Below are 23,012 nucleotides of genomic sequence, written 5' to 3' on the forward strand. Positions count from 1 at the left end.
CTGTCACCGATAAAGTGACAGGGGCTTTTTCATTGCGTCAGGTCAGGCGCGATCACGCTCCAGCAGCGGCTTGAGGTAGTAACCCGTGTGAGACTGCTTCATTTCGGCCACCTCTTCGGGTGTGCCGACCGCAATGATCTGTCCACCCTTTGACCCGCCTTCCGGCCCCAGATCCACCAGCCAGTCGGCGGTCTTGATCACGTCCAGGTTGTGTTCGATGACGACGACTGTGTTGCCGTGGTCGCGCAATCGATGCAGTACGTCGAGCAGTTGCTGGATGTCCGCGAAATGCAGCCCTGTCGTCGGCTCGTCAAGGATGTACAACGTCTTGCCGGTATCGCGCTTGGAGAGCTCGCGGGACAGTTTGACCCGCTGGGCCTCACCACCGGACAAGGTTGTCGCCGATTGCCCCAGCTTGATGTACGACAGGCCGACGTCCATCAACGTTTGCAGCTTGCGCGCCAGCGCCGGTACAGCGTCGAAGAACTCACGCGCTTCCTCGATGGTCATCTCAAGCGTTTCATGGATGCTCTTGCCCTTGTATTTGATCTCAAGGGTTTCACGGTTGTAGCGTTTGCTCTTGCAAACATCGCATGGCACATAGATGTCGGGCAGAAAGTGCATTTCGACCTTGATCAAGCCATCGCCCTGGCAAGCTTCGCAGCGACCGCCCTTCACGTTGAAGGAGAAACGCCCGGGGCCATAACCGCGGGAACGTGATTCAGGCACGCCAGCGAACAACTCGCGAATCGGCGTGAACAAACCGGTGTAAGTCGCCGGGTTGGAGCGCGGCGTGCGACCGATCGGGCTCTGATCGATGTCGACAACTTTGTCCAGATGCTCCAGTCCCTTGATGCTGTCGTGGGCCGCGGCTTCCAGCGTGGTTGCGCCATTCAGAGCCGTGGCGCTCAGTGGGAAAAGCGTGTTGTTGATCAGCGTCGATTTGCCCGAGCCGGAGACTCCGGTCACGCATGTCAGCAGGCCGATGGGGATTTCCAGGTCGACATTGCGCAAGTTGTTGCCGCGAGCGCCCTTGAGCGACAACGACAACTTCTTGTTGCGGGGCGTGCGTTTGGCGGGTACCTGGATTTTCACCCGGCCCGACAGGTACTTGCCGGTCAGGGAGTCCGGGTGGGCCATGACTTCGGCCGGTGTACCTTCGGCGACGATATGACCGCCGTGAACCCCGGCGCCTGGGCCGATATCCACCACGTAGTCGGCCAGACGGATCGCATCTTCGTCGTGTTCGACGACGATCACCGTGTTGCCGATGTCGCGCAGGTGCTTGAGGGTACCCAGTAGCCGGTCGTTATCACGCTGGTGAAGGCCGATCGATGGTTCGTCGAGGATGTACAGAACGCCCACCAGCCCAGCGCCGATCTGACTCGCCAGACGAATACGCTGCGCTTCACCACCGGACAGCGTGTCCGCGCTGCGATCCAGCGACAGATAGTCGAGGCCGACGTTGACCAGGAACTGAAGGCGTTCGCGGATTTCCTTGAGAATCTTGTCGGCGATTTCCCCGCGACGGCCGGTCAGTTTCAGGCCACCGAAGTAGTCACAGGCATCGCCGATCGGCAGATTGGTGACTGCCGGCAAGGTTTTCTCACCGACCCACACATGCCGCGCCTCACGGCGCAAGCGGGTGCCGCGGCAGTCCGGACACGACTGGGTGCTGAGGAACTTGGCCAGTTCTTCACGCACCGAGGCCGATTCGGTTTCGCGGTAGCGCCGCTCCAGATTCGGCACGATGCCTTCGAACGGGTGCGAGCGTTTGACGATGTCGCCACGGTCGTTCAGGTACTTGAAGTCGACGTTCTGCGAGCCACTGCCGTGCAGGATCTGCTTTTGTTGATCGGCCGGCAGTTCGTTGAATGGCACTTCCAGACTGAACTTGAAGTGGGAGGCCAGTGACCCGAGCATCTGGAAGTAATAGACGTTGCGCCGGTCCCAGCCACGTATCGCGCCTTCGGCCAGCGTCAGTTCGCCATTGACCAGCCGCTTGATGTCAAAGAACTGCTTCACACCCAAACCATCGCAAGTCGGGCAGGCGCCGGCCGGGTTATTGAAGGAAAACAGCTTCGGTTCGAGTTCGCTGATGGCGTGACCGCAAATCGGGCAGGCGAAGCGTGCGGAGAAGATCATCTCTTCGCCGGGCTCGTCGTCCATCGGCGCCACGAGGGCGATGCCGTCCGCCAGTTTCAGTGCGGTCTCGAAGGATTCGGCCAGACGCTGCTGCAGGTCGGGACGGACCTTGAACCGGTCGACCACGACATCAATGGAGTGCTTCTTCTGTTTGTCGAGCTTGGGCGCTTCGTCCAGCTCATACAGCTTGCCGTTGATCCGGGCGCGTACAAACCCTTGGGCGCGCAGCTCTTCGAAAACCGACAGGTGTTCGCCTTTACGCTCGCGGATGACCGGGGCCAACAGCATCAGTTTACTGCCCTCCGGTTCGGCGAGGACCAGATCGACCATCTGGCTGACAGTCTGCGCTTCCAGCGGAATGTCATGGTCCGGGCAACGCGGAATACCCACGCGTGCATACAGCAAACGCAGGTAGTCGTAGATTTCGGTGATGGTGCCGACGGTCGAGCGCGGGTTGTGCGAGGTCGATTTCTGTTCGATGGAGATCGCCGGCGACAAGCCTTCGATGGTGTCGACGTCGGGCTTTTCCATCATCGACAGGAACTGGCGGGCATACGCCGACAGCGATTCGACGTAGCGGCGCTGGCCTTCGGCGTACAACGTGTCGAACGCCAGGGAAGACTTGCCGGAGCCGGACAGGCCGGTGATGACGATCAGCTTGTCCCGTGGCAGGGTCAGGTCGATGTTCTTAAGGTTGTGGGTTCGAGCCCCACGAATCAGGATCTTGTCCAAGGTGGCCTCGCTTGGCGGGCGTCGAAAACGTAGGAGTATACGGCCAAATACTGGATGGATGCACACTATCGAATGATGTCATTGCAGGCTTACATGAAAGCTCTGTCATCTACACGCGGCAAAGCGTCGCGATATACCCTGCCAATCGATGGGACTGGTAGAATCGCCGCCGGTTCACATGAGGTTTTTCCATGCACGATCCCCACAGCGAACGCATGAGTGGCAGCGAGACCCGCGCAGCGAGCGGTCTGGCCCTGGTGTTCGCCTTCCGTATGCTTGGCATGTTCATGGTGTTGCCGGTGCTGGCGACCTATGGCATGGACCTGGCAGGCGCGACCCCGGCCCTGATCGGGCTGGCGATTGGCGCTTATGGCCTGACCCAGGCGATTTTCCAGATTCCCTTTGGTTTCATTTCCGACCGTATCGGTCGCCGCCCGGTGATCTACCTTGGGCTGATCATCTTCGCCCTGGGCAGCGTATTGGCGGCCAACGCCGATTCGATCTGGGGCGTGATCGCCGGTCGCATCCTGCAGGGCGCCGGGGCGATTTCCGCAGCGGTCATGGCGTTGCTGTCGGACCTGACCCGCGAACAGCACCGGACCAAGGCCATGGCCATGATCGGTATGACCATCGGTCTGTCGTTCGCCGTCGCCATGGTCGTGGGGCCATTGCTGACCCGTGCCTTCGGCCTGTCCGGGCTGTTTCTTGCCACGGGCGGCATGGCGCTGTTGGGCATTGTGATCGTGATGTTCATGGTGCCGCGCTCCACCGGGCCGTTGCAGCATCGCGAGTCCGGCGTGGCGCGCCAGGCTTTGATTCCTACCCTTAAACACCCGGATCTGCTGCGTCTGGATCTGGGGATTTTTGTCCTGCATGCAATGCTGATGTCGAGCTTCGTTGCCTTGCCGCTGGCGCTGGTGGAAAAAGCCGGGCTGCCCAAGGAGCAGCATTGGTGGGTGTACCTGACTGCGTTGCTGATTTCCTTCTTCGCCATGATTCCGTTCATTATCTACGGCGAGAAGCGACGCAAAATGAAACGAGTTTTACTCGGCGCCGTCGTGACGCTGATGCTCACTGAGCTATTCTTCTGGCAGTTTGGCGATAGCTTGCGGACTCTGGTGATCGGTACGGTGGTGTTCTTCACCGCGTTCAATCTGCTGGAAGCCTCATTGCCATCGCTGATCAGCAAGGTTTCACCGGCCGGCGGCAAAGGCACGGCGATGGGGGTGTATTCCACCAGTCAGTTCCTCGGATCGGCATTGGGCGGGATACTCGGCGGCTGGTTGTTCCAGCATGGCGGTTTGTCGGTTGTCTTCCTGGGATGTGCCGGGCTGGCTGCACTTTGGTTGGTCTTTGCTGTTACCATGCGCGAACCTCCCTATGTAACGAGCCTGCGCTTGCCGTTGTCGCCCGAAGCGATTCGTGAAGCTGGCCTGATCGAGCGCCTCAAGGCCGTCGTAGGGGTAACAGATGCAATTGTCGTTGCCGATGAAGCCGCCATTTACATCAAACTGGACACAGAATTATTGGATCGCACCACTCTCGAGCGTCTGGTGAACAACCCGGCCGCGACAGCGTGCGAAGCCTAGGAGAACGCAATGGCCCGTGGGGTTAACAAAGTCATATTGGTCGGCACTTGCGGCCAGGATCCTGAAGTTCGCTACCTGCCCAATGGCAACGCCGTGACCAACCTGAGTCTGGCGACCAGCGAGCAATGGACTGACAAGCAAACCGGTCAGAAAGTCGAAAAGACCGAATGGCACCGTGTGTCGATGTTCGGCAAGGTCGCAGAAATCGCTGGCGAGTACCTGCGTAAAGGTTCGCAGGTCTACATCGAAGGCAAACTGCAGACCCGCGAGTGGGAAAAAGACGGTATCAAGCGTTACACCACTGAAATCGTGGTCGACATGCAAGGCACCATGCAATTGCTGGGCGGCCGTCCTCAGGGCGACCAGCAGGCTCAGGGCGGCGGTAACTACCAGCAATCCGCTCCGCGCCAGCAGGCTCCACGTCCTGCTCCGCAACAACAGCCACAGCGTCCGGCCCCACAGCAGGCCGCACCGCAACCGGCTCCGGATTTCGACAGCTTCGATGACGATATCCCGTTCTGATTCCTGCAAGCAGCAATAGAACCTGAAAAGCCCGGCTTCCGTATGGATGCCGGGCTTTTCGCATTTTCACCTGGGAAAATCCTGCGGGGGACAGGCCCGACCCAGGTGCGGTGGTATTCTGCTACAGGTGTAGAGCCTGTGAAGAATTGCCCATGGATCGCCTATCCACGTTGTTGTCACAGTTTGGCGTACGCGCAAATCTGTTTTACAGCGGCAAGCTGTGCGGAGTGTCTACCTATGAGGGTGCCGACCAACGCGGTCATATTCATCTGTTGCAGGCCGGCTCTGTCGCGTTGAAAGTCCCTGGGCGGCGCGAAATGCTGTTAACGCGCCCAAGCCTGATTTTCCTGCCACGCCCCAGCCGTCACCAACTCATCGCCAGTGAGCCTGAGGGCGCTCAGCTGTTATGCGCGTCGATGGTGTTTGATGGCGGTGTCAGCAATCCTCTATGTGTTTCGCTTCCCGACCTGCTGGTGCTACCCCTGGATGAGTTGCCGCTGCTGGCGGACACCTTGAGATGGTTGTTCAGTGAAGCTGCGGATGGGCATTGTGGCAGGGAAGCGGTGCTTGATCGCTTGTTCGAACTGTTGATTATCCTGCTGTTCCGGCATTTGCTCGATCACCAGCAGTTGAGCACCGGCATGATGGCCGGATTGGCCGATGCGCGCCTGGCTCGCTCGCTGATACAGATGCACAACCATCCTCAACGCCCCTGGTCCGTGGCGGAGCTGGCGAACGAGTCGAACATGTCGCGCGCCGCGTATGCGCTGCATTTTCGTGCGGTCCTGGGACAAACCCCGCTGGATTATCTTTTGAGCTGGCGGATCAGTCTGGCGCAGAAGCGTTTGCGGGAGGGACGGCCGATAACGCTGATCGCCGACGAAGTGGGCTATGAAAGTCCTTCGGCGCTCGCCCGTGCCTTTCGCCGCAAGACCGGCTGCAGTCCACGGGACTGGATGAAATCACTGAGCGGTGAGGGCATCTTTCTAGCGCAAGACGGCGATGACCTGAATGTATGAACTGATTCAGGCCATCGGTGGATGAGGTTGTCAGCTCAAGGGGTTTCCAATCGGGTCAGCGAATGGCCTGCCACGAACAGGGACGCGGCAAGCAAGCCGATGTCCTTGAGCAGGAATTGGCCTGGCGCGACGGTAATGGCCGGGAAACCAAGACCGGGCTCGACCACACCGGGCGTCGAGAACATAAAGCTCAACGTGGTGAAAAACAATCCGGCCGACAAAGCGCCCCCAATCAATGAAAGCTTTGGTGAGAACAGGCGGCCCGCAATCAGTACACCGATCGAAACTTCCAGGACACCCAGCAAACTGGAAAACAGATCGACGCTGAAAAGCTGATAGACCCAACCCAGCAAGGGACTGTTGCTCACCAGGGGGACCAGCCCCTGCGCTTCGTAGTGAGTGAATTTCATTCCGCCGAACCAGAAGTAGATTACGGCGAGGGCGAAATAGATACCGTAGGTCCCGATCGCCATGGTGGTGAGACCCAGGGATGTTTTTTTCTTCAGGCTGTCGGTGCTGATAGTCATGCTGTTCATTGTTCAGGCTTCCAGTGAGTTTTCTCGAAAGTGGCATGGGTGCAAGCAACAATCCCCCGCGGATGCGTTGGGAGTGAGGCCATTGTTAGCGTTGGCATGACTTTCCAGCGTTCAGGCGGTCTTGCGTTCGGTGCAGATCGTCCAGACTCACAGGCAATAAAAAGCCCATGGCATTTGCGGCCATGGGCTTTTGCATTTTTGTTGCCGGTCAGGTTCTGGCAAATGCCAGCATGACTGAAGTGCTTATCGGACCAGGAACTCGTCGGTCGACACCACGCTGGCATAAGCAAATCCCAGTGCCGACATGAAGGCGGCATGCACGTGGGCCGCCGGGACGGTGAGGCCATTGAACTCCAGATCGCGGGAGGCGCAGGCGTCATGGATCACCGTGACGTTGTAGCCCAGATCATTGGCCGCCCGGGTGATGCCATCGACGCACATGTGGCTCATGCTGCCGACGACCACCAGCTCCTTGATGCCTTGCTCGTCGAGGATCGACTGTAATTCGGTTTCGCGGAACGAGTTGACGAAGTGCTTGAGCACCACCGGCTCATTGGCCAGGTTGAGGACTTTGGGGTGAAGCTTGGCGCCCTCGGAGTTCGGCGTGAAAAACGGCGCGTCCTCTGAGGTGAATTCGTGGCGAATGTGCACCACCGAATCACCGGCCTCGCGAAAAGCCTTGAGCAGGCGAACGGCGTTGTCGGCAGCGGCATCGGCGCCGACCAGCGGCCACTTGCCTTGGGGGAAGTAGTCGTTTTGGATATCGACTACGATGAGTGCTTGCTTGGCCATGACTGTTTCCTCGAAGTGCGGTTTGGTGTGGAATCAAGTATTGGCTTGTGCAGGCCTTCCGAGGATTGGCCGCACCGACAATTGAAAGGGGAAAACTGACAATGGACGCACAAAGGCCAATCGCCGAGCTGGGGGTGGTGATCTATCCCGGCGCGCAAATGGCGGCGGTGCATGGCTTGACGGACCTGTTCGGGGTGGCCAACCGGATTGCCGGGGAACATCAGGCAGCTCATCTGCCGTTGTTGCGCGTCAGCCATTGGCAGGTCGAGGGTGACCGGGAACCGGTGCGGGTTTACGACAGCCATCCCGGCCCCGAGCACGCGTTAGTGGCGGTGCTGATTCCGCCGTCGATTGCCGGGTTCTCCGAAGGCCAGGCGCCGCAAGGGCTGATTCAGTGGATTCGACAGCAGCACGCCAACGGAGCAACTCTGGGCGGCGTCTGTGTCGGCTCGATCCTGTTGGCCGAAAGTGGTCTGCTCGACGGTCGTAGCGCCACGACTCACTGGACTTCGTCCAAGACCTTTGCCGAGCGTTATCCGGCCATCAAACTCAAGGCCGACACGCCGATTGTCGACGATGGCGACTTGATCACCACTGCCGGATTGATGGCCTGGTCGGAACTGGGGTTGCGTCTGGTGGATCGTCTGCTGGGGCCAAGCATTGCCACCGGCACCGCGCGTTTTCTGGTGGTCGAACACAGCGACAGCGCCAGCGAGTGCGGCAGCAACTTTGCGCCGATCCTCAACCATGGCGATGGGGCGATACTCAAGGTCCAGCACTGGCTGCAAAGCACCGGGGCCACTGACGTTTCGCTCACGACGATGGCTGAGCGCGCAGGGTTGGAGGAGCGTACGTTTCTGCGCCGGTTTCGCGCGGCCACCGGGCTCAAGCCCACCGAGTACTGCCAGCACCTGCGTGTCGGCAAGGCACGGGAAATGCTCGAGTTCACCAATGGCACCATCGATCACATTGCCTGGACCGTGGGCTATCAGGACCCGGGGGCTTTCCGTTCGACGTTCAAGAAAATTACCGGGCTGGCGCCGAGTGATTACCGGACGCGGTTTGGGGTGACGCCAGCCGCTGCGAACCGATAATCACCACAACCTCCCTGCAGGAGCGTTTATTGATCGTGCAAATTGCATGGAGTGGATTTGCTGTCGTGCAGAATAAAGCAGGCGCCATGCCATCACCGCTCGCGTAAATGTTTGATTGAAAAAGCTTTTTCCCGCTACCCCGATTGGCCTGATCTCTGCACCTGCAAAGGCTACATTCTCAAGCGACGATTCAAGGGGGATGCATGACCCCGGCAAACCGCAAGAAACTGGTGGTCGCCCATTCGGTGCACCCTGATGCGCCGCAGCATGAAGTCGAAACCAACCGCGCGTTGGCCCGCTGGCTGGCGCAAATTCTCGGGCTCAAGTTCGGAGGCAGCTTCGACCCGCAACAGCATGCCGGTCGAGACCTTTACTTTCTGCCAACCCAGACGCTGGTGGGTGCCGCGGCCGCTTGTCAACTGGGCATCAAGGGGCCGGAAGATTTGTGGGGCGGGTATGTCGAGCATGACTTCATCTGCACCAAGGCGATCAGCCACGGCTTGTTGAACTACCACGCTCATGCGCCGAAAGGCTGGGCGCCGCTGTTTTCCGAGCGAGTGCGCAGTGTCGTGCTCGACGGTCTCAGCGTGTTCTCGTTCGCTGATGCACGGCCGGCGGCGGAGCATCTGCTCTACACCGGGCCAATACGTCTCAAGCCCATTCATGCTTGCGCCGGACGCGGTCAGGAAGTGATCAGCAGCCTCGATCAATTCGACGAGATACTCGCTCGCCCTGAAGCCAAAGCGTTGTTCAATGAGGGCGTAGTGCTGGAACAGGACCTGGACCAGGTGATCACCCACAGCGTCGGTCAGAGTTTCATCGGCGACACCGTGCTGAGTTACTGCGGTGATCAATACTTGACCGAAGACGCTCACGGCGAAGAGGTCTATGGTGGTTCCAACCTGCTGGTAGTGCAGGGTAGCTACGATGATCTGTTGAAGCTGGACTTGCCGGAGGATGTGCAACTGGCGATCCACCAGGCGCAGGTGTTCGACAGGGCCGCTGATGAAGCCTATCCCGCTTTTTATGCCTCGCGGCGTAACTACGACATCGCCCAAGGGCTGGCCAGCGACGGCAAGCGGCGTAGCGGGGTGCTCGAACAATCCTGGCGCATGGGCGGTGCCAGTAGCGCCGAAGTGGCAGCGTTGCAGGCATTTCTCAATGATCCTGCAATGCGTGCGATCCGGGTGTCTTCGGTGGAAACCTACATCGATCAGGCGCTGCCCGCGGACGCCATCGAGGTGTACCGGGGACCGGCGCAAAACAGTGATTTTCTTCTCAAGTATGTAACGGTCAAATCCTATGACGGCTAGAAGCGAAAGCATTCAAATCGACATTGACGACGAACAGATGAGCGGGACGTTCCTCAGTCCCAAATCCAAGGTCCCTGGCGTGTTATTTGTGCACGGCTGGGGCGGCAGTCAGGAGCGAGACCTGGAACGGGCCAAAGGTATTGCCGGCCTGGGGTGTGTCTGCCTGACATTCGACCTTCGCGGACACACCGGAGGCACGGGGATTCCACTGTCACGGGTGACTCGCGAAGATAATCTGCGTGACCTGTTGGCAGCTTACGATCGCTTGCTGGCGCACCCGGCACTCGATACCTCGGCCATTGCCGTGGTGGGCACCAGTTACGGCGGTTACCTGGCCTCGATCCTGACGTCGTTGCGCCCTGTGCGCTGGCTGGCGTTGCGGGTGCCGGCGCTGTATCGCGACGATAAATGGCACACGCCAAAGCGTGACCTGGACAAGCTCGACCTGCGCGATTACCGCAGCACGCTGGTGCGTGCCGACAGCAATCGCGCCTTGCACGCCTGCTCGGAATTCACCGGGGATGTTCTGCTGGTGGAATCGGAGACCGATGCCTATGTACCTCACGCAACCATCATGAGCTACCGCGCGGCGTGCCAGCAGACGCACTCGTTGACGCACCGGATTATCGACGGTGCCGATCACGCATTGAGCGATCCGGTTTCACAGCAGGCTTACACCTCGATCCTCGTGGACTGGATCACGGAAATGGTGGTGGGTGAGCGTTTGAGCATTATTCAGTCCAAGTGATTGGTGGTGTTCTTTAAGGCGCCATCGAAGGCGCCATCGCGGGCAAGCCCGCGATGGCGTCAGTCCAATCACAGCAGATCACTTGGGTTTCTTGGCAATCCGCAGCGACTTCGCCTTGGCTTCCACCAACAAATACATCACCAACGTGATCAACAGCGGCAGCAGAAAATAGATCGCCCGATAGGCCAGCAACCCCGCCACCAGGCTGCCCCGTGACGCCTCATGTTGCAGCAGCGCGACGAACACCGCTTCCAGCACACCAAGCCCGGCCGGGATGTGCGTGATGACCCCGGCGATGGCACTGATCAGCAACACTCCAAGCACCAGCGGATAATCCAGTTTGCTCGGCAGCAAGGTAAAGATCACCGCGGCCATCAGTGACCAGTTCAAGGCACCCAGGCACAGTTGCAGGATTGCCATGCGCAGCGATGGCAAGTTGATTTCCACACCGCGAATCGACCACTCGCGGCGGCTGGAAAAACGGCAGGCCGCGAGGTATCCGGCACTCGCCAAGAGCAACAACACGCCCACCGCCTGCAATGCACCGCTGCTCAATTTCCAGCCTGGCGGCATCCGCACCAACCCACTGCTGAACACTACGCCGGCGATCAGCATGTAGCCGAACCAGTTGGTCGCCAGGCTCAGGCCGAGAATCTTGGCGATATTGCTCTTGCTCACCCCCAGTCGCGAATACAGACGATAACGCATGGCGATGCCGCCCACCCAGGCGCTCAGGTTGAGGTTGAAGGCATAGCTGATGATCCCTACCGGGAGAATCTGTTTCCACGTCAGGTTCTGGCGGATGTAAGTGCGGCCGATCAGGTCGAAACAGGCGTACACCAGAAAACTCACCACGGTCAGGCTGGCCGCGATAATCAGAGTACGCACCTTGAAATCAGCCAGGGTTTCGAGCACTTCGGCCCATTCGATACGCTGGGCGAACATCGTCAACAGGACGATCAGCGCCAGAAAAAACAGCAGGGTCAGCGGTCTTTTCCAACGGCCCAGACGCGATTTGGCCGGATGCTCGGCGTGGGGCGCCGCGGGTGCTTCAGTGCGGCTCATGTCGATCGCTCCCGGTCGGTGGGGTGAACGCTTTCAGACGAGGTTTGTGCGCGGGCAGCCACCCGGCCCAGGCGGGGAAATGGCGCAGGAAGTGGAACACCAGAAAGCCCACGGTCATGTGCCAGATTCGGCCGCGCGGGGCCTTGTCCACGGACATGAATTTGCAGTGGTTGTCACTGAGATCTTCCAGGCGTTCGTAAAGTACGCGGTTGAACGTTCGATCGCGGATCAACACGTTGGCCTCCAGGTTCATCGACAGGCTCAACGGGTCGAGGTTGCTGGAGCCGACGGTGCTCCAGTCTTCGTCCACCAGCGCGACTTTGCCGTGCAGCGGACGGTCGCAGTATTCGTAGATTTTCACCCCGGACTTGAGCAGGTAATCGTAGGTCATGCGCGCAGCGAGCTTGGCCATCAGGACGTCCGGCTGCCCTTGCAGGATCAGGCGCACGTCAACGCCACGGCGAGCCGCGTTGCGGATGTCGCGCAGCAAACGATAGCCAGGGAAAAAGTAGGCGTTGGCAATTACCACGCGACGTTTTGCCGTGCGCAACACCTCGCGGTAAACCTCTTCGATGTCGTTGCGGTGATCACCGTTGTCGCGGTGTACCAGGCGCACCTGACCATCGTGATCGCTGACCGCCAGTTCCGAGCGGCGCTGCCTGCGGCGTTGCCACCAGTACTTGGCGTGCACCGGTCGGCCGCATTGCAGCAGGGCAAAATGGTGAATGTCCGCCACCGCCGGGCCTTGAACTTCCACCGAATAATCCTGCTTGGCTTCAGGACCGAAATCGGCCAGATGGTCAGCGGAAAAATTGATCCCTCCGATGAAGGCAATGGTCCCGTCCACCACCACGATCTTGCGGTGCAGGCGGCGGAACCAATTGGTGCGGATGCCCAGGCGCTTGGGGGCCGGGTCGAACATTTGCAGGTGCACGCCAGCGCTGCTCAGGGCAGTGAGATACCCAGTGCTCAGTTCGCCACAACCAAATCCGTCCAGGCTGGCGGTGACACGCACGCCCCGTTGCGCTGCTTCGATGAGCACCTCCTTCAGTTCATCGCCGACCTTGTCTTCAAAGACAATGAAGGTTTCCAGAAGGATTTCGGTTTTCGCCTGGCGCATGGCCTCGAACACCCGGGGGAAATAGGCTTCGCCGTTTTCCAGCAACTCGACGCGGTTATTGCCTTGCCAGCGGTATTCGACATCGACGGTTGCGGGTTGGCTAATGGGGGGCGCGGCAATCGGCTGCACAGTGGTTTTTTCCATCGGTGAAATACTCATAGCTCTATCTCCACCGACAAGGGGGCGTGGTCGGAAAGGTGTGACCAGGGGCGAGTGGTGAGCACCTTCGGGTGGCTGGCCTTGAGGTTGCGCACGTAGATGCGATCCAGGCGCAGGGCCGGCAGGCGTGCCGGAAAACTGCGCGCCGGTTTGCCGTGATGCTGGGCGAACACTTCGCGCAGACCACAGGGTTTGAGCAGGGCATCGGCGCGCTGGCGCCAATCGTTGAAATCGCCGGCGACAATCACGGGTGCATCACCTGGCAGTTGCGCCAAACGCTGGGCGAGCAATTTGAGTTGTTCATTGCGGTGGGATTCACGCAGGCCCAGGTGCACGCAAATCGCGTGTACCTCCGGACCTTCACCGGGCAGGCGCAGGGTGCAATGCAGGATGCCGCGATTCTCGTGGCCGCTGATGGACACGTCGAGGTTGTCATGGCGAACGATCTGGAATTTCGACAACAGCGCGTTGCCGTGATCGCCCGCCGGATAAACCGCATTGCGTCCGTAGGCAAACTGCGGCCACAGCGTGTCGGCAAGGAACTCATATTGCGGCATCGCCGGCCAATTGCTGTAGCGTTTGGGATGCTGTTCGTGAGTGCCGTGAACCTCCTGCAAAAACACCACATCGGCGGCTACACTGCGCACCGCTTCGCGCAATTCCGGCAGAATGAACCTGCGATTGAGTGCGGTGAAACCCTTGTGCGTATTGACCGTCAGCACCGTAAACCGGTGCACGCTGGTGTTGACGCTTTCTTGTTCGTCCGTCACGCCGATTGGCTCGGAAATGCTCATGGCAGCACCCCTTCGGCGGCAGGTTCTCCGGGAGCGGTGAGCAGGTGTTTGTCGAGATCGAAACGTTCCAGCAGGCGGCGCGCGTCGTAGGGCGCGTGAACCTTGATGTCATTGTCGAAGTAGCAAAACACTTCGCGGGACTTGCGTGCCTTGGGCTTCTGTCTGGGTGCGATCAGATGCGGATCCTCCGGTTGCCGACCGAGATGCCAAGCATCGATCCGGTCCCCCCAACGCTTGAGCGCCTGCGCGGTATAGCCGCTGGCGTAGAGTTCTTCGGCACCGTGCAGGCGCAGGTAGACGAAGTCGCTGGTGATGTCTTCGCGGTAAGGCCACTTACCGGCGGTGTCGGCGATCACCAACGCGGCGTTATAGCGCTTGAGCAGGCGAACGAAGGCCGGGTCGATGAAGCTTTCGTGACGAATTTCCACCGCGTGGCGCAGCGGCTTTTTTCCATGGGCCTTCAAACTGGCCGGGCCGTTGAGGTGCGAGTCGTGCTCGTGGGCGAGGGCGGCTGCTTGCTGGGTATCGTGGGGAAGCTGATCGAGAAAGGTTTCGAACAGTTCGGCATCGAATTTGAAGTTGGGCGGAAATTGCCAGAGGATCGGCCCCAGTTTTTCTCTGAGCTCCAGAACTCCGGAGGCGAAGAAATTGGCCAAGGGCTTGTGGATGTCCCGCAAACGCTTGATGTGGGTAATGAAACGCGGGGCTTTAACGCTGAAGATGAAGTTCAGTGGGGTTTCGGCGTACCACTGGGCGTACCGGTCAGGCCGTTGCAGGGCGTAGAACGATCCATTGATTTCGATGCTGTTGACCGCCCGCGACGCGAACTGCAGTTCACGTTTCTGGGGCAAACCCTTTGGGTAGAAATCGCCCCTCCAGGGCGTGTAGCGCCAACCTGAAATTCCGATGTGAATCGCCGCCATGTCGCCTCCCGTCTGAATGCCCCCGATCTTTTGATGACTGCGGGCAAGCGGCGAAAGTTTCGACGGAACTACCGACGGTGCATTTCTTTAAATTGACCGGTAGGAGCGAGGCTTGCCCGCTAAGGCGTCATAACATTAAACATCAATGTCGCCAGATCCGGCGCCTTCGCGGGCAAGCCTCACTCCTGCAAGGGGATATCAGTGACTGGGGACGACCCGGGTCGAGCTTTCGGCATACACCGGGCCGAGGCGATCCAGGCGGCCGCTCCACGCCGTCAATGCCAGGGCCACCAGCACCACCAGCCCACCGATCCATGCGGTATGGATCAAGCCCATGTGTGCAACGATCAAACCGCCACCCCAGGCGCCGCCGGCGATACCGAGGTTGAACGCGGCGATGTTCAAGCCCGATGCGACGTCCACCGCATGGGGGGTGTGATGTTCGGCCTGTCGCACCACGTACACCTGCAAACCCGGCACATTCCCGAAAGCCACGGCGCCCCAGACCAGCACGGTCGCCAGCGCCAACCAGGGATTGCCAGCGGTAAATGTCAGGATGAACAGTACTGCGGCGAGCAAGGCGAAGATGATTTTCAAGGCGCTGATCGGGCCGCGTTTGTCCGCCAGTTTACCGCCCCAGATGTTGCCGACCGCCACCGATATGCCATACACCAGCAATACCAGGCTGACGGTGCTGGCACTGAAACCTGCGATGTCCTGAAGAATCGGTGCCAGGAACGTGAAGGCAATGAACGAACCGCCGTAACCGACCGCCGTCATCGCGTACACCAACAACAGGCGCGGTTGCTTGAGCACCTGCAATTGCTGCAACAATGAAGCCGGTTTGCTGTGGGCAATGTTTTTCGGCACATAGAGCAGGCTGCCAATGAACGCGATCACGCCCAGGGCCGAGACGGCGAGAAAGGTTTCACGCCAGCCGAAATGTTGGCCGATGAACGTACCCAGCGGCACGCCGGTGACCAGGGCCACGGTCAGGCCGGTGAACATGATGGCAATGGCGCTGGCGGCTTTTTCCTTGGGCACTAGACTGGTCGCGATGGTCGAACCGATCGAGAAAAACACCCCGTGCGCCAGACCGGTTACGATCCGTGCCAGTATCAGCGACTCGTAACCCGGCGCTTTCCAAGCCAGCAAATTGCCAAGGGTAAACAGCACCATCAGCGACAACAGCAACAATTTGCGCGGGACTTTGCCGGTCAGGGCAGTCAGCACCGGGGCGCCCACGGCGACACCCAGCGCATACAGGCTGACCAGCAGGCCGGCCGACGGCAGGCTGACGCCGAGGTCGGCGCCGATGGTAGGTAGCAGGCCAACGATGACGAACTCGGTCGTCCCGATGGCGAAGGCGCTGAGGGTCAGCGCGAGCAAGGCAATAGGCATGACTGCAACTCCGGTGGGTTGATTTGATGGAGCGCAGTGTCGGGGTTTGGGTTGTGCGGAAAAATACAGGGATGAGCATTTGATATTTGTCTTCAACGCAAAGATCGCCGAGCCGATGGGGGCCAGCGCCGAACTAGTCCGTCATTTGTCGATCAGTTCCTTACAGTCTTATCCAAAGGAGCGGATGCCTTGATCAAGCTCAAGACCGCGATGTTACTGGGGGCGTTGCTGTTTGTGGGCAGCGAGGAACTGGAGGCGGCGGCCGTTGCGGGTCTGCCCGCAAGTGCCACTGCAGCGACACCGCCGGCCCACCCTCAACCGCTGGTTCAGGGCGGCTTGCTGGGCGCCATCAGTTCCAGCATCGACGAGGTGCAGACCAGGCTCGACCTCAATGAAAACCTGGTCGACGCCTGGCGTCTGCGCGCCGATCGCGCCGCGGACGAGGTCGATCAGCTGGTCAATCATCCATCCGCTCGTTCGAGCTGGAGCGTGACTGGGGATTTCCTGTTGCTGACCTTGGTCTGGGCCGCAGTTTTTGGCTCATTCTGGTTGCTCGGCAAATGGTCGGCGCAACGCCTGTGTGAACATCGGTTACTGCTCAGTCGTGAACGTGGACAAGCGTTGCTGGGCTACGTGCTGCCCTACGGCATCGCCGCCCTGGTGAGCCTGCCGCTGACGATTTATGCCAGTCAGTTTCTACCGGTGTCGGCGGGGCGGGCGCTGGCGTTGTGCTTTGCCTATGCCACCAGTAGCGGCGTGTTCGCCGCGTCGTTGGTGATGTCACTGGTGGTGCTGTTCAACACCGGTCACAAACGTCGCGCAGTACAGATCATTCGCCAGCACAGTCCGCGTCCGCTGTTCGGGATCGGTTTTCTCGTCGCACTGAGTGACGCGCTGACCAGTCCGCAGATCGCTCATCAGTTGGGCAATAATCTCACCAGCAGCATCGCAGTGTTTACCGGTCTGGCGGCTTCGATTTCCTTTGGTCTGCTAGTGGTCCGCATGCGTCGACCGGTCGCTCAGCTGATTCGCATCCTGCCGCTGGCCCAACGCCGCAAACAGCCGGCGTTACGTGAAACCCTGCGGATTTTTTCCGGGCTCTGGTATTGGCCGATTCTGTTGATGGTGCTGGTTTCGATCATCAACCTGATCAGCGTCAGTGCAGACAATCAGCAGGTCCTGCGCAGTGCGCTGTTCACTACGATACTGCTGATTGCCACGGTGTTCCTGAGTACCACGCTGCATCACCTTTTCAAGTCGCGCAGTGAAACGGACGTGCGCCGCAGCAGTGCCTACAAACAGCGTTTTCTGAGCCTTTCCCACGCCTTGCTGCGCATCGCCATGGCCATTGTCTTCATCGATATTCTCGGGCGCATCTGGGGCGTATCGCTGTTTGATTTTGCGGTGAGCAATGCGGTCGGTCGGGCGATCAGTGATTCGCTGAGCCATATCGGCCTGATCTTCCTGATCACCTGGATGGTGTGGGTGGTGCTCGACACGGCGATCCAGGAAGCGCTGAAACCACCGGCCAATAAACGCTCGGCACGCCAGCCCAGTACACGGGTGAAAACCATCCTGCCGCTGCTGCGCAATGCGATCAAAATCATTCTGGTGGTGATCTGCGCGATCACCACCATGGCCAACCTGGGGATCAACGTCGCGCCATTCCTGGCCGGTGCCGGGGTGATCGGCCTGGCCATCGGTTTCGGTTCCCAGCAACTGGTGCAGGATGTGATCACCGGATTGTTCATCATCATTGAAGACACACTGTCCATCGGCGACTGGGTGGTACTCGATTCCGGCCACGCCGGCACGGTGGAAGGTTTGACCATCCGCACCTTGCGCTTGCGCGATGGCAAGGGGTTCGTGCACTCAGTGCCGTTCGGCCAGATCAAGGCAGTGACCAACCAATCGCGGCAATTTGCCTACGCGTTCTTCTCGGTGCAGTTCACCTACGACACCGATGTCGACAAGGCCATTGAGCTGATTCGCGAGGCCGGGCATTCCATCAGCGATGACCCGTTCCTCCGGTACAACTTGCAAGGTCCACTGGACGTATTCGGCGTCGACAAAATGGACCTCAACGGCGTGGTGCTGACGGCGCAGTTCCGTACCGTGTCGGGCGGTCAGTACGCGGTGAGCCGCGCGTTCAACCAGCGTTTGAAAAAGCTTGTGGATAACAGCCCGTGGGTGCACTTCGCGCAGACTTATCCACAGCAGGTTTTGTTGCCCAAGCGCCGGCAGGAGGATGAGGAGATATCGGATCAGGTTCGGATTCCATAACTGCGCCCCAACAAATCTTTTGTGGCGAGGGAGCTTGCTCCCGCTGGGCTGCGCAGCAGTCAATGATCGTTCCCACGCTCCGCGTGGGAATGCCTCACCGGACGCTCCGCGTCCGCTTCCGGGACGCAGAGCGTCCTTGGCTGGGTTCCCACGCGGAGCATGGGAACGATCAGCGTCTTATCAGTTTATTGCGAACCTCTGCACCCGCCTGCTGATCCAGCTCCCGCCAAAAAACCTGCTTGCCGGCAATCTCCGCAGCCACCGGCAATCCATCCCGATACACCAGCCGATTACTTGCCAGCGCCGGCACTTTCGCCCCTGGCAACAGCGTGCCGGCGAGGTTCAGCGGATCGACCCCGCACACCGCGATCAAGCTGCCGTCATGCGGCCGGCGGCGGACTTCGCGCAACAGCGGGATCGCCTCGGGCAGCGCAAATTGCTCGCCCGCCAGGCCACTGACAAAGCGTCCGCCGCGAATCTCACCGCGTGCTTCCAGGCGATGGAAAGTGCGTAACAATTCCCGCCAGCTCGGCAACCAATCCGCTTCCCGTTCGAGCAACCGCCAGAACACTACGCCGTAGCGGCGCAACAAGGTCATGGCGATGTGTTCCAGCGTGTCGGCGGGTGTTGGCGCCGGGCGCAGGTTATCCACAACCGCGGCGCCGGCACCACGCCTGAGCAGCGCCCAGCGCCCGGCGTCGTCCATGCCCCCGACGAAGGCCCCGCGGCCGCGTCGGCTGCTGCGGCTCTGCCGCTTGCTGGCCGGGGTGATCAATGCGCGCAGACCGGCAAAGCTGTCGGCGTTTACCAGTCCGGCGCCGACCAATTCCTGCAAGGCAATTTCCAGTTCCGCGCGCAGCAAGTGCGCTTCATGAGTCAGCTCATCAAAAAACAGTGCGCCGTGCTGGCTGAGGGCGGCGTGAACCTTTTGCGTTTTCGGCGACAGTTCGTCAATCGGTGTTTGTTCGGCCAATTCGCTCCAGAGCCCGACCCGGTTGCGTGGCAATAACACAATCGGTGTGCTGCGCAGGGCGGCGCTGGCGTTTTTGTTGTGCGTGGTGAGACGAGTCCACACCAGTTTGCCGCTGCGGCACAGTTCATCGAGCCAGGTCGGCGAATAGTCCTTGATGCGCGCCGGGAGGAGGTCGCTGTCCCAGGCTGAAGCGGCGGCGGGGTAGCCTTCGAATTGCGCGGCGATTGCCGGCAATACCGCATTGCCCTGACCTTGGGTAGCGCTGGACAGATGCTGCCAGTCGAACAGAAACCGCATGAAGTCCTGCAACGCCACCGGTTCGATTTCCCGGCGCAGACGCTTGACCGTGTAGCGGTGAATCCTCGCGAGCAGATGCCGTTCGCACCATTCGTCTTCGGCGCCGCCCGGGGTAAAACGACCACGCAGTACGTAGCCTTCGCGCTCCAGTTGCGCCAAGGCCTGCGTGACTCGATCAGGCGGTAAACCGAGCGGTTCGGCAATCGCCTCCAGCGGCACCGGGCCAAAAGCGCTGAGCCGCGCACGAAGCACTTCCAGCAGGGCGGCATCCGCTTTCCAGGGCTCATCAAAACCTGGCAGCGCTTCGACTTCCGGCGACCATTGGGCCTGTGGATAAATGGCCCGCAGGCAGGTCAGGCGTTCCCGCGCCAGCCACAGAGACTGATTGATTTGGCAGGCGCGGCCACTGTCCGTCAGGGTTCTCAGCCAGTCGAGCCAATTCGGATTGGCCCGGGCCTCGGTGTCGGTGATGCACGCCAGGCTCATCAGCGCCTCGTGCATTTCATCGACGTTCCCGGGGGCTGGCCAGGCTTCATCGCCCACAGCGGCAATCGCCTCGACGTCCAGTGCGCCGAGGTCGTCGGTGGATTGCGGATCGCTCCAGCGGCGGTTGAGCACCGCTTGCGTGCGTCGTTCCTCCAGCGGTGCATCGTCGAGAAAGGTGTAGGGGCGGGCGCTGAGGATTTCTGCGGCCAGCGGCGAGGGTGCCGGCAAGTCGCGGCTGATCAGGCGAACGTCGCCGTGCTCCATGCGCCGCAGCAAGGCCAGCCAGCCTTCACTGTCCATGGCTTCGTGCAGGCAGTCGTCGAGGGTTTGTTCCACCAGCGGATGGTCGGGAATGTCCCGCTCGCCAGCGAGGTTTTCCACGCAGGCGATCTGGTCGGGAAACACGCTGGCGATCAAGTCTTCGCTTTTCATCCGCTGAATCTGTGGCGCGACTTTACGCCCGCCGCTGAAGCGCGGCAGGCCCAGGGCAACCCCGGCATTCCAGCGCCAGCGCACGCCGAACAGCGGCGCGTCGAGCACCGCTTGAATCAGGATGTGCTCGGCGCTGTTGCTGTGCAGGTAACGCCAGACGTCGTCCAGTTCAAAGCTGTGGCTGGTGGACAGCGACAATACGATGGCGTCTTCGCTGGCGGCGGCCTGCAATTCGAAGTTGAAGGTGCGACAGAAACGCTTGCGCAGGGCCAGGCCCCAGGCGCGGTTGATGCGACTGCCGAATGGGCTGTGGATGATCAGTTGCGTGCCGCCGGACTCGTCGAAAAAACGCTCCATCAACAGCGTGTCCTGCGACGGCAAGGCGCCGAGGGTCTGGCGCGCCCGGGCCAGGTATTCCACCAGTTGTTCGGCGCTGGCCAGGTTCAGACCGAGGGTGTTCGTCAGCCACTCGATCGCGGGTTGCAACTGGCCCGGCGTAGCGCCCAGCAACCCATCGAGGTGCGCCTGCAAACGAGCCACCGCCATCGATAATTCGGTGCTGCGTGCTGGCGCTTCGCCGAGCCAGAACGGAATGGTCGGCGGCTGGCCCTGGGCATCTTCGACCCGCACCTTGCCGGTTTCCACGCGCAGGATTCGATAAGACGTATTGCCCAACTGGAAGACATCCCCGGCGATGCTTTCCACTGCAAAGTCTTCGTTGACGCTGCCGATGTTCAGCCCTTGAGGTTCGAGCAACACGCTGTAGTCAGCATTGTCCGGAATGGTCCCGCCGCTGGTCACCGCCGTCAGTTTCGCCCCCCGGCGTCCGCGCAGGCTGCGGGTCACGGCGTCGCGGTGCAGGTAAGCGCTGCGGATGCCCTGGCGTCCGTTGTAGCCTTCGGCAAGCATCCGCAGTAGCGCCTGATAGTGTTTTTCGTCGAGATCGGCATAGGGTGAGGCGCGCCGCAGCAGGTCCAGCAACGCTTGTTCCTGCCATTCCTGGCAACTGACTTCGGCAATGATCTGCTGCGCCAGAACGTCCAGCGGTGCCACGGGGATCAGCAAGGTATCGAGCTCGCCCCGGCGAACGCAGTCGAGCAGCGCGGCGCACTCGATCAAGTCGTCGCGGGTGGTGGCGAACAAACGGCCCTTGGGCGTGCCACCAACCTGGTGTCCGGAGCGGCCAACCCTTTGCAGAAAGCCGGAGATCGACCGCGGCGAGGCGATCTGGCACACCAGGTCGACATCGCCGATGTCGATACCCAGTTCCAGCGATGCCGTGGCGATCAATACTTGCAAGTCGCCGCGCTTGAGCCGCTGCTCGGCGTCGAGACGGAATTCCTTGGCCAGGCTGCCGTGGTGGGCGGCCACGGCCTCCTTGCCCAGGCGTTCGCTCAGGTGTCGGCTCAAGCGTTCGGCCAGGCGCCGGGTATTGACGAAAATCAGCGTGGTGCGGTGATCCCGGGCGAGGGCGGCGAGGCGATCATAGACCAGCTCCCAGACGTCATTGGCCATCACCGCCGACAACGGCACGGGCGGCACTTCGATATCCAGGTCCCTTGGGCGGGCGTGGCCGATGTCGATGATTTCACAAGGTCGGTCGCGCCCCACCAGAAAGCGCGAAACCGCGTCGATGGGTTTCTGCGTGGCTGACAGGCCGATGCGCACCAGCGGTTCGACGCACAGCGCCTGCAAGCGTTCGAGGCTCAAGGCCAGGTGACTGCCGCGTTTGCTGGCGGCGATGGCGTGGATTTCGTCGACGATCACCGTGCGCGTGGTGCCGAGCATTTGCCGGCCGGAATCGGAGCCGAGCAACACATAGAGCGATTCCGGCGTGGTCACCAGGATATGCGGCGCGGTTTTGCGCATCGCCGAGCGGTCTTTTTGCGGAGTATCGCCGGTGCGTACGGCGGTGCTGATCGAAAGTTCCGGCAGGCTCATCAGGCGCAACTGTTCGGTGATGCCGGCGAGCGGGTTTTGCAGGTTGATGCGAATGTCGTTCGACAGCGCCTTGAGCGGTGAGACGTAGACCACCAGGGTTTGATCCGGCAGGCCTTCAGGATTGTCCAGGCCCCGGTGCACCAGGTCGTCGATGACCGCGAGGAATGCGGTGAGGGTTTTGCCCGAGCCCGTGGGCGCCGCGATCAACGTCGAGCGGCGCTGGCGAATCAACGGCCACGCCCGGGCCTGAGCGGCGGTGACCGCAGCAAAGGTGTGACTGAACCAGGCGCTGACGGCGGGGTGGAAGCCGTCCAGGGCACTGTCTGCGGGGATGGGCAGGTTCATGTGCTGATTTATGCGGGCGGGGCAGGGAAGATGCAAGTACCGCTCGGTTTATCAATTCCTCCCCTGTGGCGAGGGAGCTTGCTCCCGTTCGACCGCGAAGCAGTCGCCAGCAATCTGGGGCCGCTTCGCAGCCCAGCGGGAGCAAGCTCCCTCGCCACAGGGGGGGGGTGAGTTGAAGTCCCGGACATCTACACTTTACGGATGACGGTTGCGCACTAAACCCGCAAAATGCAACGATTCCGGCAACCATCAATGGCATCGCCCGCGGGCGTTGTCCATTCAGCCATTGTTTTTACCAGACTG

General features: G+C 60.5%; 16 protein-coding genes. 7 read left to right on the forward strand and 9 right to left on the reverse strand.

Annotated elements, in window-relative coordinates; genetic code table 11:
* Positions 1–42: 42 nt before the first annotated feature.
* Positions 43–2,877 (reverse strand): excinuclease ABC subunit UvrA, encoded by a 2,835-nt coding sequence (gene uvrA / locus D8U69_RS06510; protein ID WP_056855881.1) that lies wholly within the window; start codon positions 2,875–2,877, stop codon positions 43–45.
* Positions 2,878–3,068: 191 nt separating this feature from the next.
* Between uvrA and D8U69_RS06515 the strand changes: the two genes are divergently transcribed.
* From D8U69_RS06515 to D8U69_RS06525, 3 genes are all read left to right on the forward strand, one after another.
* The gene (locus tag D8U69_RS06515) at positions 3,069–4,466 is read left to right on the forward strand and encodes an MFS transporter (RefSeq protein ID WP_056855880.1); all 1,398 of its coding nucleotides are present in this window, start codon (positions 3,069–3,071) and stop codon (positions 4,464–4,466) included.
* A gap of 9 nt (positions 4,467–4,475) precedes the next feature.
* On the forward strand, positions 4,476–4,988 hold the full coding sequence (locus D8U69_RS06520) for a single-stranded DNA-binding protein (RefSeq protein ID WP_056855879.1): 513 nt from the start codon (positions 4,476–4,478) through the stop codon (positions 4,986–4,988).
* A 152-nt stretch (positions 4,989–5,140) separates the two neighbouring features.
* Positions 5,141–6,007, forward strand: coding sequence for an AraC family transcriptional regulator (locus D8U69_RS06525; RefSeq protein WP_130906944.1), 867 nt, complete (start codon positions 5,141–5,143; stop codon positions 6,005–6,007).
* 35 nt (positions 6,008–6,042) lie between these two features.
* Here the strand turns inward: D8U69_RS06525 and D8U69_RS06530 are convergent, their stop codons facing one another.
* On the reverse strand, positions 6,043–6,543 hold the full coding sequence (locus D8U69_RS06530) for a DUF417 family protein (protein WP_056855870.1): 501 nt from the start codon (positions 6,541–6,543) through the stop codon (positions 6,043–6,045).
* 243 nt (positions 6,544–6,786) lie between these two features.
* Positions 6,787–7,335 (reverse strand): cysteine hydrolase family protein, encoded by a 549-nt coding sequence (locus tag D8U69_RS06535; RefSeq protein WP_130906945.1) that lies wholly within the window; start codon positions 7,333–7,335, stop codon positions 6,787–6,789.
* A 101-nt stretch (positions 7,336–7,436) separates the two neighbouring features.
* Here D8U69_RS06535 and D8U69_RS06540 point away from each other — a divergent pair, with 101 nt between their 5' ends.
* From D8U69_RS06540 to D8U69_RS06550, 3 genes are all read left to right on the forward strand, one after another.
* Complete coding sequence (locus D8U69_RS06540) at positions 7,437–8,429, forward strand: GlxA family transcriptional regulator (protein WP_056855868.1); 993 nt, start codon at positions 7,437–7,439, stop codon at positions 8,427–8,429.
* 203 nt (positions 8,430–8,632) lie between these two features.
* Positions 8,633–9,742 carry a DUF3182 family protein gene (locus tag D8U69_RS06545; RefSeq protein ID WP_130906946.1) on the forward strand — a complete coding sequence of 370 codons (1,110 nt, stop codon included), beginning with the start codon at positions 8,633–8,635 and terminating at the stop codon, positions 9,740–9,742.
* The gene (locus D8U69_RS06550) at positions 9,732–10,490 is read left to right on the forward strand and encodes an alpha/beta fold hydrolase (protein WP_130904017.1); all 759 of its coding nucleotides are present in this window, start codon (positions 9,732–9,734) and stop codon (positions 10,488–10,490) included. Before D8U69_RS06545 ends, D8U69_RS06550 begins: the two co-directional genes overlap by 11 nt.
* 78 nt (positions 10,491–10,568) lie before the next feature.
* On the opposite strand, the gene D8U69_RS06555 is transcribed toward D8U69_RS06550, so the two are convergent.
* The 5 genes from D8U69_RS06555 to D8U69_RS06575 all read right to left on the reverse strand — a co-directional run bounded on the left by D8U69_RS06555 (position 10,569) and on the right by D8U69_RS06575 (position 15,952).
* Positions 10,569–11,555, reverse strand: coding sequence for a lysylphosphatidylglycerol synthase domain-containing protein (locus D8U69_RS06555; protein WP_130906947.1), 987 nt, complete (start codon positions 11,553–11,555; stop codon positions 10,569–10,571).
* On the reverse strand, positions 11,542–12,834 hold the full coding sequence (gene clsB / locus D8U69_RS06560; RefSeq protein WP_130906948.1) for a cardiolipin synthase ClsB: 1,293 nt from the start codon (positions 12,832–12,834) through the stop codon (positions 11,542–11,544). Before clsB ends, D8U69_RS06555 begins: the two co-directional genes overlap by 14 nt.
* Positions 12,831–13,628, reverse strand: coding sequence for an endonuclease/exonuclease/phosphatase family protein (locus D8U69_RS06565; protein WP_130906949.1), 798 nt, complete (start codon positions 13,626–13,628; stop codon positions 12,831–12,833). The genes clsB and D8U69_RS06565 overlap by 4 nt, the downstream gene beginning before the upstream one ends.
* A complete protein-coding gene (locus D8U69_RS06570) occupies positions 13,625–14,551 on the reverse strand; it encodes a DUF72 domain-containing protein (RefSeq protein WP_130906950.1) in 927 nt (308 codons plus the stop codon). The genes D8U69_RS06565 and D8U69_RS06570 overlap by 4 nt, the downstream gene beginning before the upstream one ends.
* A 198-nt stretch (positions 14,552–14,749) precedes the next feature.
* A complete protein-coding gene (locus D8U69_RS06575) occupies positions 14,750–15,952 on the reverse strand; it encodes an MFS transporter (protein WP_130906951.1) in 1,203 nt (400 codons plus the stop codon).
* Positions 15,953–16,141: 189 nt separating this feature from the next.
* Here D8U69_RS06575 and D8U69_RS06580 point away from each other — a divergent pair, with 189 nt between their 5' ends.
* On the forward strand, positions 16,142–18,235 hold the full coding sequence (locus D8U69_RS06580; protein WP_130904013.1) for a mechanosensitive ion channel domain-containing protein: 2,094 nt from the start codon (positions 16,142–16,144) through the stop codon (positions 18,233–18,235).
* A gap of 169 nt (positions 18,236–18,404) precedes the next feature.
* Here the strand turns inward: D8U69_RS06580 and D8U69_RS06585 are convergent, their stop codons facing one another.
* The gene (locus D8U69_RS06585) at positions 18,405–22,709 is read right to left on the reverse strand and encodes a DEAD/DEAH box helicase (protein WP_130906952.1); all 4,305 of its coding nucleotides are present in this window, start codon (positions 22,707–22,709) and stop codon (positions 18,405–18,407) included.
* Positions 22,710–23,012: the final 303 nt, after the last annotated feature.

Source organism: Pseudomonas sp. Sample_16 (assembly GCF_004307665.1).
GTDB lineage: Bacteria > Pseudomonadota > Gammaproteobacteria > Pseudomonadales > Pseudomonadaceae > Aquipseudomonas.

Excerpts from the sequence above, each read along its gene's own strand:
- clsB (WP_130906948.1), bottom strand. The coding sequence starts at position 12,834 with ATGAGTATTTCACCGATGGAAAAAACCACTGTGCAGCCGATTGCCGCG.
- D8U69_RS06540 (WP_056855868.1), top strand. The coding sequence starts at position 7,437 with ATGGACGCACAAAGGCCAATCGCCGAGCTGGGGGTGGTGATCTATCCC.
- D8U69_RS06525 (WP_130906944.1), top strand. The coding sequence starts at position 5,141 with ATGGATCGCCTATCCACGTTGTTGTCACAGTTTGGCGTACGCGCAAAT.
- D8U69_RS06575 (WP_130906951.1), bottom strand. The coding sequence starts at position 15,952 with ATGCCTATTGCCTTGCTCGCGCTGACCCTCAGCGCCTTCGCCATCGGG.
- D8U69_RS06515 (WP_056855880.1), top strand. The coding sequence starts at position 3,069 with ATGCACGATCCCCACAGCGAACGCATGAGTGGCAGCGAGACCCGCGCA.
- D8U69_RS06530 (WP_056855870.1), bottom strand. The coding sequence starts at position 6,543 with ATGAACAGCATGACTATCAGCACCGACAGCCTGAAGAAAAAAACATCC.
- D8U69_RS06565 (WP_130906949.1), bottom strand. The coding sequence starts at position 13,628 with ATGAGCATTTCCGAGCCAATCGGCGTGACGGACGAACAAGAAAGCGTC.
- D8U69_RS06555 (WP_130906947.1), bottom strand. The coding sequence starts at position 11,555 with ATGAGCCGCACTGAAGCACCCGCGGCGCCCCACGCCGAGCATCCGGCC.
- D8U69_RS06545 (WP_130906946.1), top strand. The coding sequence starts at position 8,633 with ATGACCCCGGCAAACCGCAAGAAACTGGTGGTCGCCCATTCGGTGCAC.
- D8U69_RS06535 (WP_130906945.1), bottom strand. The coding sequence starts at position 7,335 with ATGGCCAAGCAAGCACTCATCGTAGTCGATATCCAAAACGACTACTTC.
- D8U69_RS06585 (WP_130906952.1), bottom strand. The coding sequence starts at position 22,709 with ATGAACCTGCCCATCCCCGCAGACAGTGCCCTGGACGGCTTCCACCCC.
- D8U69_RS06550 (WP_130904017.1), top strand. The coding sequence starts at position 9,732 with ATGACGGCTAGAAGCGAAAGCATTCAAATCGACATTGACGACGAACAG.
- D8U69_RS06570 (WP_130906950.1), bottom strand. The coding sequence starts at position 14,551 with ATGGCGGCGATTCACATCGGAATTTCAGGTTGGCGCTACACGCCCTGG.
- D8U69_RS06520 (WP_056855879.1), top strand. The coding sequence starts at position 4,476 with ATGGCCCGTGGGGTTAACAAAGTCATATTGGTCGGCACTTGCGGCCAG.